14 protein-coding genes are annotated in these 16,179 nt (G+C 72.0%); 6 read left to right on the top strand and 8 right to left on the bottom strand.

Going from position 1 to position 16,179, the window contains the following annotated elements; genetic code table 11:
- Nucleotides 1–4 precede the first annotated feature (4 nt).
- The 3 genes from ACFY9E_RS21720 to ACFY9E_RS21730 form a co-directional block, all read right to left on the bottom strand.
- On the bottom strand, nt 5–655 hold the full coding sequence (locus ACFY9E_RS21720) for a VTT domain-containing protein (protein WP_390986407.1): 651 nt from the start codon (nt 653–655) through the stop codon (nt 5–7).
- Nucleotides 656–726: 71 nt separating this feature from the next.
- On the bottom strand, nt 727–3,111 hold the full coding sequence (locus tag ACFY9E_RS21725) for a phosphoketolase (protein WP_390986409.1): 2,385 nt from the start codon (nt 3,109–3,111) through the stop codon (nt 727–729).
- 312 nt (nt 3,112–3,423) lie between these two features.
- Complete coding sequence (locus ACFY9E_RS21730; RefSeq protein WP_390986412.1) at nt 3,424–5,169, bottom strand: ricin-type beta-trefoil lectin domain protein; 1,746 nt, start codon at nt 5,167–5,169, stop codon at nt 3,424–3,426.
- A 534-nt stretch (nt 5,170–5,703) separates the two neighbouring features.
- Here ACFY9E_RS21730 and ACFY9E_RS21735 point away from each other — a divergent pair.
- Nucleotides 5,704–6,594: a sugar phosphate nucleotidyltransferase gene (locus ACFY9E_RS21735; protein WP_390986414.1), complete on the top strand. Its 891-nt coding sequence runs from the start codon at nt 5,704–5,706 to the stop codon at nt 6,592–6,594.
- A 51-nt stretch (nt 6,595–6,645) separates the two neighbouring features.
- Here ACFY9E_RS21735 and ACFY9E_RS21740 read toward each other — a convergent pair whose 3' ends face one another.
- Complete coding sequence (locus ACFY9E_RS21740; protein ID WP_390986655.1) at nt 6,646–7,083, bottom strand: DUF4442 domain-containing protein; 438 nt, start codon at nt 7,081–7,083, stop codon at nt 6,646–6,648.
- Nucleotides 7,084–7,261: 178 nt separating this feature from the next.
- On the opposite strand from ACFY9E_RS21740, the gene ACFY9E_RS21745 reads away from it, so the two are divergent.
- Nucleotides 7,262–8,269, top strand: coding sequence for a hypothetical protein (locus ACFY9E_RS21745; RefSeq protein ID WP_390986417.1), 1,008 nt, complete (start codon nt 7,262–7,264; stop codon nt 8,267–8,269).
- A 70-nt stretch (nt 8,270–8,339) separates the two neighbouring features.
- Here the strand turns inward: ACFY9E_RS21745 and ACFY9E_RS21750 are convergent, their stop codons facing one another.
- Nucleotides 8,340–8,669, bottom strand: coding sequence for a hypothetical protein (locus tag ACFY9E_RS21750; RefSeq protein ID WP_390986420.1), 330 nt, complete (start codon nt 8,667–8,669; stop codon nt 8,340–8,342).
- Nucleotides 8,670–8,818: 149 nt separating this feature from the next.
- Between ACFY9E_RS21750 and ACFY9E_RS21755 the strand changes: the two genes are divergently transcribed.
- A complete protein-coding gene (locus ACFY9E_RS21755; RefSeq protein ID WP_390986423.1) occupies nt 8,819–10,123 on the top strand; it encodes an MFS transporter in 1,305 nt (434 codons plus the stop codon).
- Here the strand turns inward: ACFY9E_RS21755 and ACFY9E_RS21760 are convergent.
- Both ACFY9E_RS21760 and tuf read right to left on the bottom strand, forming a co-directional pair.
- Entirely contained in the window at nt 10,085–10,930 is an 846-nt protein-coding gene (locus ACFY9E_RS21760; RefSeq protein WP_390986426.1) for a fused MFS/spermidine synthase, read from the bottom strand. The two genes, ACFY9E_RS21755 and ACFY9E_RS21760, sit on opposite strands and share 39 nt — an antisense overlap.
- Before the next feature lie 108 nt (nt 10,931–11,038).
- The gene (tuf, locus tag ACFY9E_RS21765; protein WP_390986429.1) at nt 11,039–12,208 is read right to left on the bottom strand and encodes an elongation factor Tu; all 1,170 of its coding nucleotides are present in this window, start codon (nt 12,206–12,208) and stop codon (nt 11,039–11,041) included.
- A gap of 341 nt (nt 12,209–12,549) precedes the next feature.
- On the opposite strand from tuf, the gene ACFY9E_RS21770 reads away from it, so the two are divergent.
- Entirely contained in the window at nt 12,550–13,341 is a 792-nt protein-coding gene (locus ACFY9E_RS21770; RefSeq protein WP_390986431.1) for a VTT domain-containing protein, read from the top strand.
- Between the two features lie 22 nt (nt 13,342–13,363).
- On the opposite strand, the gene ACFY9E_RS21775 is transcribed toward ACFY9E_RS21770, so the two are convergent.
- Complete coding sequence (locus ACFY9E_RS21775; protein ID WP_390986434.1) at nt 13,364–14,533, bottom strand: acetyl-CoA C-acyltransferase; 1,170 nt, start codon at nt 14,531–14,533, stop codon at nt 13,364–13,366.
- Between the two features lie 93 nt (nt 14,534–14,626).
- Here ACFY9E_RS21775 and ACFY9E_RS21780 point away from each other — a divergent pair, with 93 nt between their 5' ends.
- Nucleotides 14,627–15,097, top strand: coding sequence for a winged helix-turn-helix transcriptional regulator (locus ACFY9E_RS21780; RefSeq protein ID WP_390986438.1), 471 nt, complete (start codon nt 14,627–14,629; stop codon nt 15,095–15,097).
- A gap of 159 nt (nt 15,098–15,256) precedes the next feature.
- Nucleotides 15,257–16,132, top strand: coding sequence for an undecaprenyl-diphosphate phosphatase (locus tag ACFY9E_RS21785; RefSeq protein ID WP_390986441.1), 876 nt, complete (start codon nt 15,257–15,259; stop codon nt 16,130–16,132).
- Nucleotides 16,133–16,179 lie beyond the last annotated feature (47 nt).

The raw sequence follows: 16,179 nt of genomic DNA on the forward strand, positions 1-16,179 counted from the left end.
CGCGCTACTCCGCGGCGGCCACGGTCTCGGCCTGCTGGGTCTGCGTCTGCTGCTGAGCCTGCTTCGCCTTGCGCTTGAGCACGAGCATGGACGTGAGGCCCACCAGGACCGCCGCCACCAGGCCCAGCCACGAGAAGCGCTTCAGCCAGGACTCCGCGACGATGCCGACGTAGTAGATGACCGCCGTCGTACCGCCCGCCCAGACGATGCCGCCGAGGACGTTGGCGATGAGGAACTTCCAGTACGGCATGCGGAGCACGCCGGCGAGCGGGCCCGCGAAGATGCGGAGCAGGGCGACGAAGCGGCCGAAGAAGACGGCCCACATGCCCCACTTCTCGAAGGAGCGCTCGGCGGTGGCGATGTGGCCCTCGCTGAAGTGCTTGGGGAACTTGTTGCCCAGCCAGGCCAGCAGGGGCCGCCCGCCCTTGCGGCCGATGGCGTAGCCGATCGAGTCGCCGATGATCGCGCCGGCCGTGGCGCTGGCGCCGAGGACGACGGGGTCGATCTCGCCGTGCTGGGACGCGAGCAGCGCCGAGGAGACGAGGATGATCTCGCCCGGCAGCGGGATGCCCAGGCTTTCCAGCCCGATGACCAGCCCCACCAGTGCGTAGACGGCGACCGCGGGTACGGTTTCGAGCCACTCCTGGACGTGCAAGGCCGGTTCCTTTCCCTGAGCTTCCCTGCGTGCCCGGGAAGCCTACCGGCTATTGGGACGTCCCTCGCGGCTCAGGCGTTCCAGCTCCACTCGGCGACCTCCGGCAGATCGGTGCCGTGTTCGCGGATCCAGGCGTGGTGGCGGGTGCGGGCGTCCTGCATCCTCTGGCGCACGGCCGTGGCGCGCACCGCGAGGCCGGGGACGCGGTCGATGACGTCCATGACCAGGCGGTAGCGGTCGAGGTCGTTGCGGACGACCATGTCGAACGGCGTGGTCGTGGTTCCGGCCTCCTTGTAACCGCGCACGTGCAGATGCCGGTGTCCGGTGCGGCGGTAGGCGAGGCGGTGGATCAGCCACGGATAGCCGTGGTAGGCGAAGACCACCGGCTTGTCGGTGGTGAACAGGCCGTCGTACTCGAAGTCGCCCATGCCGTGCGGATGCTCCTCCCGGGGAAGCAGCCGGGCGAGGTCGACGACGTTCACGACCCGGACGGACAGCTCGGGCAGGTACCGGCGAAGCAGGTGCGCGGCGGCCAGGGTCTCCTGGGTGGGGACGTCCCCGGCGCAGGCCAGCACGACATCGGGCTCGGTGCCGTCCTCGGTGCCCGCCCACTCCCAGATGCCGGCGCCCCGGGCGCAGTGGACCCGCGCCTCGTCCATCGACAGCCAGTCGAAGCAGGGCTGTTTGCCGGCCACGACGACGTTGACGTAGTCGCGGCTGCGCAGGACGTGGTCCGCCACCGACAGCAGGGTGTTGGCGTCCGGCGGGAAGTAGACGCGGACGACCTCGGGGCTCTTGTTGAGGACGTGGTCGACGAAACCGGGATCCTGGTGGGAGAAGCCGTTGTGGTCCTGCCGCCACACATGGGAGGTCAGCAGGTAGTTCAGGGAGGCGATGGGGGCCCGCCAGGGCAGCCGGCGCGAGGTCCGCAGCCACTTGATGTGCTGGTTGACCATGGAGTCGACGATGTGGACGAACGCCTCGTAGCAGGAGAACAGCCCGTGCCGGCCGGTGAGCAGGTAGCCCTCCAGCCAGCCCTGGCAGAGGTGTTCGGAGAGGACCTCCATCACCCGGCCGTGCCGGTCGAGGTGCTCGTCCACGGGCAGGGTCCCCGCCTGCCAGGCCTTGCCGCTGGCGCCGTAGACGGCCTGGAGCCGGTTCGAGGCGGTCTCGTCCGGGCCGACCAGGCGGAAGTCGCGGCGGTCGGTGGTGTCGCGCATGATCCGGGCGAGGAGGTCACCGAGGACCCGGGTCGGCTCGTGCATCGTCGTGCCGGGCTTGTCGACGGGGACGGCGAAGTCGTCCAGGGACGGGATCGGCAGGTCACGCATGAGCAGTCCGCCGTTGGCGTACGGGGTGGCGCCCAGGCGCCTGGTGCCGTCGGGCACGCAGGCGAGGACGTCCTCGACCGGGCGGCCGTCCGCGTCGAACAGTTCCTCGGGCCGGTACGAGCGCAGCCAGGACTCCAGTTGCCGCAGGTGCTCCGGGTTGTCGCGGACACCGGCCAGCGGCACCTGGTGCGCACGCCAGGTGCCCTCGACGGGTTCACCGTCGACCTCGCCCGGACCGGTCCAGCCCTTCGGGGTGCGCAGCACGATCACCGGCCAGTGCGGGCGCTCGGTCACGCCCTCCTCGCGGGCGGCGCGCTGAGCGTCGGCGATGCGGTCGAGGGCGCTGTCCATGGCCTCGGCCATGGCGCGGTGGACGGTGGCCGGATCGTCGCCGGCGACGTGGATCGGCTCGTGGCCGTAGCCGCGCAGCAGCGCGTCGAGTTCGTTTTCCGGGAGGCGGGCGAGGACGGTCGGGTTGGCGATCTTGTAGCCGTTGAGGTGCAGGATCGGCAGGACGGCCCCGTCGTGGACGGGGTCGAGGAACTTGTTGGCGTGCCAGGACCCGGCCAGCGGGCCGGTCTCCGCCTCGCCGTCACCGATCACGCAGGCGACGAGCAGGTTCGGGTTGTCGAGGGCGGCGCCGTAGGCATGGGCGAGGGAGTAGCCGAGTTCGCCGCCCTCGTGGATCGAACCGGGCACCTCCGGGGCGACGTGGCTGGGCACGCCGCCGGGGAAGGAGAACTGCCGCATCAGCAGCTCCATGCCTCGCGCGTCCCGGGTCGCGTCCGGGTACTTCTCGGTGTAGCTGCCCTCCAGCCAGGAGTTGGCCAGGACCGACGGCCCGCCGTGGCCCGGGCCCCAGATGCACAGGGCGTCCAGCTCACGCGCCTTGATGACCCGGTTGAGGTGGGTGTGGACGAGGTTCAGCCCGGGAGAGGTGCCCCAGTGGCCCAGCAGCCGCGGCTTGATGTGCTCGGGCCGCAACGGCTCGGTGAGCAGGGGGTTCGCGAGCAGGTAGATCTGGCCGGCCGCCAGGTAGTTGGCGGCCCGCCAGTGGGCGTCCAGCGTGCGCAGTTCCTCCTCGGTCGGTGCGGTCCTGCTGTCCTGGCGCGGGGCCTCGGGCATGAATGACTCCCTGGGTTCTGCGGGCGGCCTCAGGAGGAGTACCAGTTTGTTCCGGTTCGATGCCGGTCGCCTCTCGGTCATGCCTCGCCCTGCCTGGAATCGGCCGCCGACCCTCGCGCGCGGCCGCGCCCGCGGATCCCGGGTGCCGCCCCTGCGGGTGCCCGGGTGCCGGTTCCCGGGTGCTGGCTACCGGATCCCGGGTGCTGGGTGCCGGATCCCGGGTGCTGGGTGCCGGATCCGGGGTGCCGGATCCGGGGTGCCGGGTGAATGCTCGGTCTCGGGGTCGCCCAGAGGACGACCCCGAGCAGAGCTCTACGGCAGCGCGGCGGAGTGCAGCGCCGTCACGGCGTCGGCCAGGGTGGCGGTCGCCGAACCCAGGACATCGGAGCCGGGCCGCGCACCGGCCCGGCCGGCCCCGTCGGCCTCGTCCGCTTCGGCGGCCCCGGCGGCCCCGGCGGCCTCCGCACAGCAGTCCACCTGCGCGAACCGCGTCTCGTACCGCTCCTGCGGCCGTTCTCCGGACGTGACGCCCGGCCCGGGCCGGGACGGGGCGTGGTCGTCCCGCTGCCGCCCCTCCCCGCGGCTCTCCCGCGGGGCGTCCTCGGCGCGCTTCTCCCGGGACTCCCCCGGCCCCTCGGCGGTGGCCACCGGTTCCAGCGCCCAGCGTTGGGCCTCGGATCCGTCGCGCCCGGCGACGATCACGTCCCGGCCCTTCCCCGGCGCGACGGCCAGTTTCTTGCCGCCGCGCGGCAGGAGTTCGCCGCGCACGGTCAGGTCGTAGCGGACGACTCCGGCGTGCACGAGGCAGTCGGCCAGGACGACCGAGCCCTCGGCCGGTTCGGAGCCGAGGCACAGGGTGGGGTCGGTGGCGCTGCGCAGGACACCGTCGTCCTGGTAGGACCAGCGCTGGGACGGGCCCGCGGAGCAGGCGGCCAGCACGATGCGGGCGTCGGCCCGGGTCCGTCCGCCCCGGACGTCGAGGCACAGGCCGGCGTCGAGATTGCGCAGCCGTCCACGGGCCACCTCGGCGGGGTTGCCCGCGGAGGCGGCCGTCGGTGAACCGCCGGTCGAGGATCCGGACGAGGAGTCCGTGGCGTCCGGTCCTACGGACGAGGAACCTCCGCCGTCCGGCCGGACGGTGTGGCCGCTGACCGCGCCCCAGGTGGCCCGCGGGTCGGCGGTGCCGTTCTCCTCCGTCCAGCCCCGGGCGGCGAGCAGGGTCGCGAGCAGCACCAGGGAGGTCACCCCGACCGCGGCGGCCAGCGCCTTCGTGTGCCTTCTCGCAGGTCCGGGCCGGCCGTCGGCGGGCAGGGCACGGGCCCGGAGGCGATGGCGTCCGCCGCCGGGCATCACGCCCCGGTTCGCGTCGCGGCCCGGCCGTGACTCCAGGTAGCGGCGGGCGCCCCAGCCGAGCACCGTCTCGACGAGCAGGTCTTCCAGACCGTCCTCGAAATGGCTGAGTTGTTCGGCGGCGTGACGGCAGTAGCGGCATGCCATGAGATGCCGTTGCACATCGGGCAGCAGGGCCCCGCCGCGGCGCATGGGAACGTCCAGCAGGCGGTTGTAGTGGCGGCATTCCCGCGTCGGCGCGAGTTCCCGGTGCGCCCGTACGCATCCGGTCCGGAATTGCTCGCGCGCCTGCTCCAGGGCGGCCGACGCGGTGGCGGCGTCCACTCCCAGCAGACCGGCCGGTACGGATATGGGCTCGGCCTCGACCTCCGTGTGCCACAGGAGGCATTGGGAAGCCCCGGGAAGGCCGCGGAAAGCACGCTCCGCGAGACGTCGCCTTTCGGGCGTGATGGATCGGGCGGCGCGCAGGCCCCGGGCGCCGACGGTTTTGCGGAGTTCCGGCAGGACATGGGAAATGCCGTCGTCGGCGGCCCACTGCCCGACCGTCTCCCGGACGGCCGCGAGCAGCCGGGGACGCAGGGCGCCGCCGCCCGGCCGGGCCAGTTCCGCGCGGAAGGCGGCGGCCGTCGCCATCGACGCGGAATCCTCCGAGGAGGCCAGGCAGATCACGGCGTATTCGTAGACCGCGCGCCAATGCCGTGCCAGCAACAGCGCGACGGCGCGGGGCCCTTCATCAGGTTCACCGACCCGGGCCAGGAGATTGCGATCGGACTCCGCCGGCCCCGCTCCGGGTCGTGGCGGGTACGGCGGGCGTGGGGGGTAGGGGGATTGCACGGAACCATTTCCTTCCAGCCGCAGAACGGCAGGCGAATTGCGCGTCCGTCGGAAAGCAGGTGCGTGATTGGTGCATACCTATGCCGCGTCAGCTGCGGACTCGGCTGTGAGGCGGCTCACTTTCGCACATACGACTCGCAGGTAACAAGGCGTTCGGATGGCGCATGTTCACAACGCGGGGAATTCAGATATGTTACCGGCGGTATCCGCACCGGCTTTCGAAAAACCCGGCTGCCCAGGGCGGCAAGTTGTGCGCGGACAAAGGCGGTTGGTCCACGAAATCTCCCCCTCCACAGGCCACTCCCATGCGGCGCTCGGCGCGCTCCCATTTCCGCACGCCGGCATGGGCCGCATGATCACCCCCACCCCTCCACCCCGGCCGCCCCTGCCCGCACCGTCCGCAAGGCGGTGGTCCCGGCCGCCGGTCTCGGAACCCGCTTCCTGCCCGCCACGAAGGCGACGCCCAAGGAGATGCCGCCCGTCGTCGACAAGCCGGCCATCCAGTACGTCGTCGAGGAGGCGGCAGCGGCGGGACTCGACGACGTCCTGATGGTCACCGGCCGGCACAAGCGGGCCCTCGAGGACCACTTCGACCACGCCTTCGAACGGGAGCAGGCCCTCGCGGCCAAGGGCGACGCCGTACGGCTGGACGCGGTGCGCGACTTGGCGCGGCCGGCGAGCATCCACCACATCCGGCAGGGCCAGCCGCTCGGCCTCGGCCACGCCGTGCTGTGCGCCCGCCGCCATGTCGGCGACCAGCCCTTCGCGGTCCTCCTCGGCGACGACCTGATCGACCCGCGCGAGACCCTGCTGAGCCGGATGCTCGACGTCCGCGACCGCCGGCTCGGCAGCGTGGTCGCCCTGATGGAGGTCCCGCCGGAGCGGATCCACCTCTACGGCTGCGCCGCCGTCGAGCCGGCCGGCGAGCAGGACGTCGTCCGCGTCACGGGTCTGGTCGAGAAGCCGGCCCGGCAGCACGCGCCCAGCCGCTACGCCGTCATCGGCCGCCACGTCCTCGACCCGGCCGTCTTCCCCGTCCTGGAGCGCACCCCGCCGGGCCGGGGCGGCGAGATCCAGCTGACCGACGCCCTGCGGGAACTGGCCGTGGGCGGCACGGTGCACGGAGTCGTCTTCAAGGGTGTGCGCCACGACACCGGCGACAAGGCCGACCATCTGCGGACGGTGGTGCGGCTGGCCTGCGAACGGCCCGACCTGGAGCCGGAGTTCATAAGGTGGCTGAGGGGGTTCCTCGGGGAGCTGGACGGCGCCCGCCCCGGACACCGGGACGTGGCGGCCTGACATGCGAAAGCCCCGGCACACGGCCGGGGTCCCGCACGCACGACAGCCTGATCAGCCGTTGGGCCGCAGGGTCCACACGACAGTCATCTCGCCGGTCACGGCGCCGTCGGCCCGCTGGATGGCGATGGTCACCGGGAACTCGGGGCGCTCACCGGCGTCCAGCTGGGCGACGACCTCCGCGGCCGGGCGGCCGAGGGTGGCCGTGGCGGTGACGGCGCCCATCGCCAGCTTCTTGTAGGAGATCTCGGCGCTGACCGCGAGCGGCACGGCACGCGAGAGCTGGTCCCCGAACGCGGCCAGCACGATCGCCCCGCTCGCGGACTCGCCCAGCGTGAACATCGCACCGGCGTGCGGGCCGCCGACGTGGTTGTGGAACTCGCCCTGGTCCGGCAGCGACACCACCGCCCGCTCCGGCGAGGTCTCCAGGAACTGGAGGTTCAGGGTCCGGGCCATGGGCACCGTGGCGGCGAGCATCTCGCCGATGGACATCTGGTCTGCGCTCATGACCGCATGTTACTCACGAGTAGAGACCGGTGACCAGGGAGGTGTGACGACCGCCGCACCGGCCCGCCCGGCGTCCGCCGCACCGCTCCGTCTCCGGGTTGCTACGTCTCCGTCCACGGGCGGTGACCGAATCGTGTCCGGAGCGCGGCTAGGGTGGCTGCCCATGTGGCCAGGACAGCAGCCGCCCGGGGGCGAGCAGAACCCGCAAGGGAACAACCCGTACCAGCAGCCGGGGTATCAGCAGCCGAATCCGTACCAGCAGCCGGGATACCAGCAGCAGCCCAACCCCTATGGGCAGCAGCCGCAGTGGGGCACCCCGGCTCCGGCCGGTGCGCCGCAGCCCCCGCAGGGCGGTGGCGGCGGAAACCGGACGAAGCTGGTCGCGATCATCGCCGCCACCGCGGTGGTCGTGGCGGCCGGCGTGACCGGCTTCCTGGTGCTGGGCGGCGACAAGGACGACACGGCGGACGACGGCGGCAAGAGCGGCAAGACGTCGGCGAGCCCCTCGACCGAGGAGCCCAGCGCCCCCGCCACGGGCGACAACCCGCGCGGCGGCGAGGCCGAGCAGCCCACGGTCAAGGGCTGGAAGGTCGTCATCAACCCCAAGTGGGGCACGGCCTTCGACGTCCCGGCGGACTGGGAGGTGGCCTCCCCGACCTCGTCCGTCTTCTTCGAGGACGAGAAGTCCGACGACGGCAAGCCGCTGATCCTCATGTCGGCACCGGCGTTCTACAAGTCCAAGTGGTGCACGAGCGACGACGACAAGGACGGCAGGACCGAGACCGAGTCGCTGGCCGGGGCGGGCACCAAGGGCGCCGATGGTGCCAAGAACACGGACGAGGTCGCGGTCAACCAGGTGGCCTGGTGGGTGTACGGCGGCTACACCCAGCCGGACAAGAAGAGCGTCAAGACCGACGACAAGGCCAAGCCCTACACCACCGCCTCGGGCGTGAAGGGCAGCGTCGCCTGGGCGCACTCGGAGAACACGCCCGACAAGGGCAAGTGCGCGAGCGACGGCAAGGCGGTCACGTTCGGCTTCAAGAACTCCGCCGGCGACTTCGTCGCATGGAGCTTCTTCGGCGCCAAGGGCGTCAAGGGCGAGGTTCCCGAGAAGACCGTCATGAAGATCCTCAGCACGGTCCGGCTGCACGGCGAGCCGACCGGCGGCTGACCCGGAAACGGAACGGGCCCGCCCCCGTCGACGGGGGCGGGCCCGGCTCACCGGAGCCTCGGGACGGGCGTCAGCCCTTCAGGTACCCGCGGTAGACCCAGCGCCCCGTGATGGAGTCCTCGTCGACACGGCAACTGCCGATGCAGACCCAGGGGTTTCCCGAGGAGTTGGTGCAGTCCCAGTAGGCGTGCACCTCGTTGTTCTTGTAGACGTAGTCGACGACCCTGGCGTTCGCCGAGAAGCTGGAGTGGACCGCGGCCTTCTCCTTGACGACGACGTAGTCGTGGGACGTCGGCTGGCACTTGAAACCGGCCGCCGAGGCGGAGCCCGCACCCATGAGGGGCAGCGCGGCACCGATGAGTGCCGCCGTGGCCAGCAGCGTCGCAGAACGCTTCCGCATTGATTTCCTTCCTTGGGAACCGTGTCGGTCCTGGGGGTGGCGAACAAGTCGCGGACATGACACGACAAGAGCAAGATCAACTTAGCGGTGCGTCACAACGGCCCGCAAACCGTTTGGCGCCCCGGGCCCCGGGCGGGGATAGTCTCCCGGTGACATCCCCCACCGCCTCCTCCCGGAGCCCGCGCAGACCCTCCTGGGCGGGCCGCAACTACTCCCTGCTGACCGCCGCCGCGGTCGTCACGAGCCTGGGCAGTAACGGCGCCCTGATCGCGGGGGCGTTCGCGGTCCTCGAAGCGGGGGGCGACGGAGGTGACGTCGGCCTGGTGGCGGCGGCGCGGACCCTGCCGCTGGTGCTGTTCCTGCTGATCGGCGGCGCGATCGCCGACCGGCTGCCCCGGCATCGCGTGATGGTCGCGGCCAACGTCCTGAACTGCCTCTCGCAGGCCGCCTTCGCCGCCCTCGTGCTGGCCGGGGAACCCCGGCTGTGGCACATGATGCTGCTCGCCGCCCTCGGCGGCACCGGCCAGGCCTTCTTCGGCCCGGCCGCCGAGGGCATGCTGATGTCCTCGGTCGAGGGCGAGAACGCGGGCCGCGCCTTCGCCGTGTTCCGGATGGCGATGCAGGGGGCGGCCCTGGGCGGTGCCGCGCTCGGCGGCGCCATGGTCGCGGCGATCGGACCCGGCTGGGTGCTCGCGGCGGACGCGGCGGCCTTCGCGCTCGCCGGGGCACTGCGGGCCTTCCTCGACGTCGGCCACATCCCGCCCCGCGCCCCGGGCGGCGGTCTGCTCGCCGATCTGCGGGACGGCTGGCAGGAGTTCGCCGGCCGCCCCTGGCTGTGGGGCATCGTCGTCCAGTTCTCCATCGCCAACGCGGTCGTCGCCGCCGCGGACGCGGTCTACGGCCCGCTCGTCGCCCGCGACCACCTCGGCGGCGCGGGCCCCTGGGGGCTCGCCCTGGGTGCGTTCGGCGCGGGCACGGTCGCCGGCGCCCTGCTGATGACCCGCTGGAAACCCCGCCGCCTGCTCTTCGCCGGCACCCTGTGCGTGTTCCCCCTGGCGCTGCCCTCGGCCGCCCTCGCCGTCCCGGTGCCGGCCGGCGTCCTCTTCGGGGTGATGTTCGTGGCCGGAGCGACGGTGGAGGTGTTCGGCGTGTCCTGGATGACGGCCCTGCACCAGGAGATCCCCGAGCACAAGCTCTCCCGCGTCTCGGCGTACGACTGGTTCGGCTCGGTCGCGCTGGTTCCCCTCGCCACCGCCGCGGCGGGACCGACGGAGGAGGCCTTCGGCCGCACGGCCGCCCTGTGGGGCTGCGCGGGCCTGGTCGTCCTGGTCACGGCCGCCGTGCTGTGCGTACCGGACGTCCGCAACCTGCGCCGCCGGACCGCACCGGTGGCCCGGGGCGGCACCGAGCAGGCGTCAGCCGATGCCGAACGCCCCGTCGGGGGGCTCGGGTGAGGGCACGGCGTCCTCGTCCCGCACCGGCCGCGCACCACCGATGAACTCCCGCAGCCCGGCGCCGTGTTCGACCCGGGCGGGGAAGGCGTCGGCGGCGGTGAGCCGGGTGAGGACGGCGACGTCGACGGGCCGCCGCCCGGCGACGAGCACCGCGTTCCCGAACCGCCGCCCGCGCAGCACCCCCGGCTCGGCGATCAGCACGAGCTCCTCGAAGACGGAGGCCAGGGTGGCGAGTTGCGACCGCAGGAAGGCGAACGGCGCGGCATCGGGGAGATTGGCGAGATACACGCCGCCGTCCCTCAGCACCCGCCCGGCCTCACGGACGTAGGCGGCGGAGGTGAGGTGCGCCGGCACCCGCGCCCCGCTGAAGACGTCCGCGAGGACAACGTCCGCCGACGCCGTGGGCGCCTTCTCCAGCCAGTCGCGCGCGTCCGCCGCGTGCAGGGCGATGTTCGCGTCCCGCGGCAGCGGAAGCTGCTCGGACACCAGCTCCAGCAGCCCCCGGTCGGCCTCGACGACGTCCTGCCGCGACCCCGGCCGGGTCACGGCCACGTACCGGGGCAGGCTGAGCGCTCCACCCCCGAGGTGCACCACGTCCAGCGCCCGCCCCGGCTCGGCCACGACGTCCAGCACGTGGCCGAGGCGCCGCGTGTACTCGAACTCCAGATGCGCGGGCTCGTCGAGATCGACGTAGGACTGCGGCGCCCCGTCCACGGTCAGCAGCCATGCCCTGTCCCGGTCGACGTCGGGCATGAGCTTGGCGGTGCCGTGATCGGTGGTCCTGGTCACGGGAAGGGGATCGTTCACTCCTCCATTGTGCGGCGGGGCACCGCATCGAGGGGCGCGGGCCGTCCCGATGTGCGGCTCCGCCGCGTGGGCGCGACCAGCCACGACGGTCCGCCGGCCCCCACGACCTCAACCGACCACGGTCACCGTCCCCGCCCCGACAGTTCTGCCACCCTCACGCATGGCGAACCCGAGTCCCGGCTCCACCGGCACGTCCCGCCCCAGCTCCACAGTCATCACCACTGTCTCCCCGGGCCGGGCCACGCCGACCTCACCGAGGTCGACGTCCCCCACCACATCCGCCGTACGGATGTAGAACTGCGGCCGGTACCCGCTCGACACCGCTGTCGTGCGACCCCCCTCACGCGCGGACAGCACATACACCTGCGCCGTGAACCGGCGACTCGGCACGACACTCCCCGGCGCGGCCACGACATGCCCCCGCCGCACGGCCTCCCGTGGCACCCCGCGCAGCAGCAACGCCACGTTGTCCCCGGCCTGTGCCTCCTCCATCGGCTTCCCGAAGGTCTCCAGTCCGGTGACGACCGTCTCGACGGCCGCCCCGAGGACCTCGACCCGGTCCCCGACGCGCACCACGCCCCGCTCGACCGCCCCGGTCACCACGGTCCCCCGCCCGGTGATGGTCAGCACGTTCTCCACGGGCAGCAGGAACGGCGCGTCCACATACCGCTCCGGCATCGGCACATAGGTGTCCACCGCGTCGAGCAGCGCCTCGATCGACGCCGTCCAACGCGGGTCCCCCTCCAGTGCCTTCAGCCCCGAGACCCGTACGACGGGCACGGAGTCACCGCCGTAGCCGTGGCCGGTGAGCAGGTCGCGGACCTCCAGCTCGACCAGGTCGGTCAGCTCCTCGTCGCCCGCGTCGGCCTTGTTGAGGGCGACCACGATGTGGTCGACGCCCACCTGCCGGGCGAGCAGGACGTGTTCGGCGGTCTGCGGCATGATCCCGTCGAGCGCGGAGACGACGAGGATCGCCCCGTCCAGCTGGGCGGCGCCGGTGACCATGTTCTTGACGTAGTCGGCGTGGCCCGGCATGTCGACGTGCGCGTAGTGCCGGGTGTCGGTCTCGTACTCGACGTGCGCGATGTTGATGGTGATGCCGCGTGCCGCCTCCTCGGGCGCCCGGTCGATCCGGTCGAACGGCACGAACACGCCGCCGCCGCGGTCGGCGAGCACCTTGGTGATGGCGGCCGTCAGGGTGGTCTTGCCGTGGTCGACGTGACCCATCGTGCCGATGTTGAGGTGGGGTTTCGTGCGGACGTATGCCGTCTTGGACATGGCTGTACCTCGAAGCGTCTGATCAGCGAAGAAGAACGTGGGACCCCGAGGACCTGCCCGACCCTCCCCTTGCGGGGTCCGCCGGACGAACCGGAGAGGGTCAGCTTCGGGCGCCGTCGGCAACGGCCGTGAGAACGGCGACGGCAGCCTTCGGGGCATCCGTGACGACGGATGCTGCGAGGGTGAAGGCGTGCCGGAACATGTCGTCGATCATTGCCGACGCTTTACCGCACGTCGAATGGTTTTCGCTTGCCCGTGCACGGGGTTGCGCGCAGGCGTCTGTGACGCTGGTGAGACGAACCATACGGCGATCACACACATTTGTCGGTTAGTGTCACCAGATGCTCGATGCCACCACCCGCTCTGGGGGCACCGCCACGGCCTCTCCCCGGGCCACCGCCGCGGAGCTCGCCGTCGCCGTTCCCCAGGCACCGACCGCCTCGCCCGCCGTACCGACCCGTTTCGCCGTCCGCTGCACGAGAGTTCTGCTCTCCCCGTGGTCGCGGCTGTCCCTGCTCGTCGCGCTGCTCGCCGCCGGCGCGTGCGGGGTGCTGCTGTTCGAGCCGCAGCGGCTGCTGACGGAGGGCTGGCCGCCGCAGCTCGGCGGAGCCGCGGCCGCGGCGGTGTTCGCGGTGGCGTACGGCGTGTCCACCGTGGCGTTCGTGCCGAGGCCGCTGCTGAACCTCGCCGCGGGTGCCCTGTTCGGTTCTCCGCTGGGCCTCGGCGTCGCCCTCGGTGGCACGGTGCTCGGCGCCGGGATCGCCTTCTGCCTGGGCCGGGCGCTGGGCCAGGACGCCCTGCGGCCACTGTTGCGGGGGCGCTGGCTGAAGGCCGCGGACGGCCAGCTCAGCCGGCACGGCTTCCGTTCGATGCTGGCGGTACGGCTGTTCCCGGGGGTGCCGTTCTGGGCCGCGAACTACTGCGCCTCCGTCTCCCGGATGGGCCTGTTGCCGTTCCTGCTGGCCACGGCCCTCGGTTCGATCCCGAACACCGCCGCCTACGCCGTCGCGGGCGCCCGCGCCTCGGCACCGACCTCTCCCGCCTTCCTGATCGCCCTGGCGTGCATCGCCCTGCCCGCGCTGGCGGGCGTGGTGGTGGCCTGGCGCAAGCGGCACCAGCTGCGCCGTCTCTGACGGGCCGTCACGCCCGACCGGCTCACACCCGTTCCAGCACCATGGCGTTGGCGAGCCCGCCCGCCTCGCACATGGTCTGGAGCGCGTACCGGGCGCCCCGTTCCCGCATCGCGTGCACCAGCGTCGTCGTCAGGCGGGTTCCGCTCGCGCCGAGCGGATGCCCGAGCGCGATGGCGCCGCCGTGCACATTGACCCGGGCGAGGTCGGCACCGGTCTCCTGCCGCCAGGCCAGTACGACGCTGGAGAAGGCCTCGTTGACCTCGAACAGGTCGATGTCGTCGAGGGTCAGCGACGCCTTGCGCAAGACCTTCTCGGTCGCCGGGATCACGCCCGTGAGCATCAGCAGCGGGTCGGAGCCGGTGACGGCGAAACTGTGCAGCCGGGCGAGCGGGCGCAGGCCGAGCCGGGCCGCCGTCTCGCTCGACGTGATGAGCACCGCCGAGGCGCCGTCGTTGATCGGGCTGGCGTTGCCCGCCGTGACGTTCCACTCGATCTGCGGGAAGCGCTCGGCGAAGACGGGGTCGTGGTAGGCGGGCCTGAGCCCGGCGAGGATCTCGGTGCTGCTGCCGGGCCGTACGCATTCGTCGCGCGCGACCCCGTCCAGCGGTGCGACCTCGGCGTCGAAGAGCCCGCTCTCCCAGGCCGCGGCGGCCTTGTGGTGCGAGGAGACGGCGAAGGCGTCCATCTGCTCGCGGCCGATCGACCACTTGGCTGCGATCAGCTCGGCGCTGATCCCCTGCGGAACGAGCCCCTCCGGGTAGCGCTCGGCGACTCCGGGGCCGAAGGGGTCCTTGCCCGCGGGCACGTTCGACCACATCGGCACCCGGCTCATCGACTCGACCCCGCAGGCCACGACCAGGTCGTAGGCGCCCGAGAGGACGCCCTGCGCCGCGAAGTGCACGGCCTGCTGGGAGGAGCCGCACTGCCGGTCCACGGTGGTCGCGGGCACCGAGTCCGGGAAGCCCGCCGACAGCACGGCGTACCGGGTGGTGTTCATGGCCTGTTCGCCGACCTGGTCGACGGTGCCGCCGATGACGTCGTCGATCAGGGCGGGGTCGATCCCGGACCGCTCGACGAGGGTGCGCAGGGTGTGGGCGAGGAGCTCCACGGGGTGGACGTGCGCCAGGGCGCCGTTCGGCTTGCCCTTGCCGATCGGGGTGCGTACGGCTTCGACGATGACTGCGTCACGCATGTGCGGGCCTCCACGACTACTGGTGAGTAGGAAATCCGAACTCACCGTAGCCCGCAGGGTTGGAAATTCCAACCCTCTTCTAGACTGAGTCCCATGGCCGCCCGCAAAGACCCGCGCCCCTGCTCCATCGCCGACACCCTCGCGCTCGTCGGCGAGAAGTACTCCCTGCTCGTGCTGCGGGAGGTGTGCCTGGGCAACGGCCGGTTCGACCAGCTGGTACGCAACATCGGCGCCCCGCGCGACATCCTGGCCACGCGGCTGCGCCGGCTCGTCGACGCCGGGATCCTGGCCAAGCACCCGTACAGCGAGCGCCCCCAGCGTTTCGAGTACCGGCCGACCCGGGCGGGACTGGAGCTGGAGCCGGTGCTGATGACCCTCATGGCGTGGGGCGACCGTCACCTCCGGCCGGACGGCGACCGGCCGATGGTCCTGGAGCACTCCTGCGGACGGTCCCTCGCCCCGGCCGTCACCTGCCGGGCCTGCGGCGACGAGGTACGCCACGAGGACCTCACGGCCCGCCCCCAGGCGCCCGGCTGGACGGTGACCGGACCCGCCTCGGCCTGAACGCCACTGTTCGGAAGGGGCTTCCAAACCCCTGTGTCCCAGCGGCCATCCGGGGGCGCTACGCTTCCCCCTCGGCACACATGATCCCCCGTTTATCGCGACGGCGGCCCGGTGCGCCCGTCGTCCGTCCCACGATCGGCACTTGGACTCCGCTACCTCATGTCTTGGTTCGAATCACTCATCCTCGGACTCGTCCAGGGGCTGACCGAGTTCCTCCCCGTCTCCTCCAGCGCCCACCTGCGGCTGACGGCGGCCTTCTCGGGCTGGGAGGACCCGGGCGCGGCCTTCACGGCGATCACGCAGATCGGCACCGAGGCGGCCGTGCTGATCTACTTCCGCAAGGACATCGGGCGGATCATCTCGGCGTGGACGCGCTCGCTCACCAACAAGGAACTGCGCAGCGACCCGGACGCCCGGATGGGCTGGCTGGTGATCGTCGGCTCGATCCCGATCGGTGTCCTCGGCGTGACGCTGAAGGACCAGATCGAGGGGCCGTTCCGTGATCTGCGGATCACCGCCACCATGCTGATCGGCATGGGCATCGTCCTGGGCATCGCCGACCGGCTCGCGGCCCGTGACGAGAGCGGCGGCAAGCACCGCGCGCCCAAGCAGCGCAAGGCCCTCGAGGACCTGGGCGTCCGGGACGGCCTGATCTACGGCGTCTGCCAGGCCATGGCACTCGTCCCGGGTGTCTCCCGCTCCGGGGCCACCATCAGCGGCGGCCTGTTCATGGGCTACAAGCGTGAGGCCGCGGCCCGCTACTCCTTCCTCCTCGCCATTCCCGCGGTGCTCGCCTCCGGTGCGTTCGAGCTCAAGGACGCCACGGAGGGCGGCCATGTCTCGTGGGGCCCGACGATCTTCGCGACGATCATCGCCTTCGGGGTCGGATACGCGGTCATCGCGTGGTTCATGAAGTTCATCTCGACCAAGAGCTTCATGCCGTTCGTCTACTACCGCATCGCGCTCGGCATCCTCATCATCGCCCTGGTCAGCATGGGTGCGCTGAGCCCGCACGCGGCCGAGTCGGCGGGCTGATCCGGAGGGTCTGTGACCCGGATCTCGTGACCAACCGCATAGCGATC

Origin of the sequence: Streptomyces sp. NPDC012466 (genome assembly GCF_042955215.1) — a bacterium.
In the GTDB taxonomy this organism is placed as follows: Bacteria; Actinomycetota; Actinomycetes; order Streptomycetales; family Streptomycetaceae; genus Streptomyces.

What these genes read in the sequence shown, in the direction of transcription:
- ACFY9E_RS21725 (WP_390986409.1), bottom strand. Translation starts at nt 3,111, where the DNA reads ATGCCCGAGGCCCCGCGCCAGGACAGCAGGACCGCACCGACCGAGGAG.
- ACFY9E_RS21740 (WP_390986655.1), bottom strand. Translation starts at nt 7,083, where the DNA reads ATGTCCATCGGCGAGATGCTCGCCGCCACGGTGCCCATGGCCCGGACC.
- ACFY9E_RS21745 (WP_390986417.1), top strand. Translation starts at nt 7,262, where the DNA reads ATGTGGCCAGGACAGCAGCCGCCCGGGGGCGAGCAGAACCCGCAAGGG.
- ACFY9E_RS21750 (WP_390986420.1), bottom strand. Translation starts at nt 8,669, where the DNA reads ATGCGGAAGCGTTCTGCGACGCTGCTGGCCACGGCGGCACTCATCGGT.
- tuf (WP_390986429.1), bottom strand. Translation starts at nt 12,208, where the DNA reads ATGTCCAAGACGGCATACGTCCGCACGAAACCCCACCTCAACATCGGC.
- ACFY9E_RS21770 (WP_390986431.1), top strand. Translation starts at nt 12,550, where the DNA reads ATGCTCGATGCCACCACCCGCTCTGGGGGCACCGCCACGGCCTCTCCC.
- ACFY9E_RS21775 (WP_390986434.1), bottom strand. Translation starts at nt 14,533, where the DNA reads ATGCGTGACGCAGTCATCGTCGAAGCCGTACGCACCCCGATCGGCAAG.
- ACFY9E_RS21780 (WP_390986438.1), top strand. Translation starts at nt 14,627, where the DNA reads ATGGCCGCCCGCAAAGACCCGCGCCCCTGCTCCATCGCCGACACCCTC.
- ACFY9E_RS21785 (WP_390986441.1), top strand. Translation starts at nt 15,257, where the DNA reads ATGTCTTGGTTCGAATCACTCATCCTCGGACTCGTCCAGGGGCTGACC.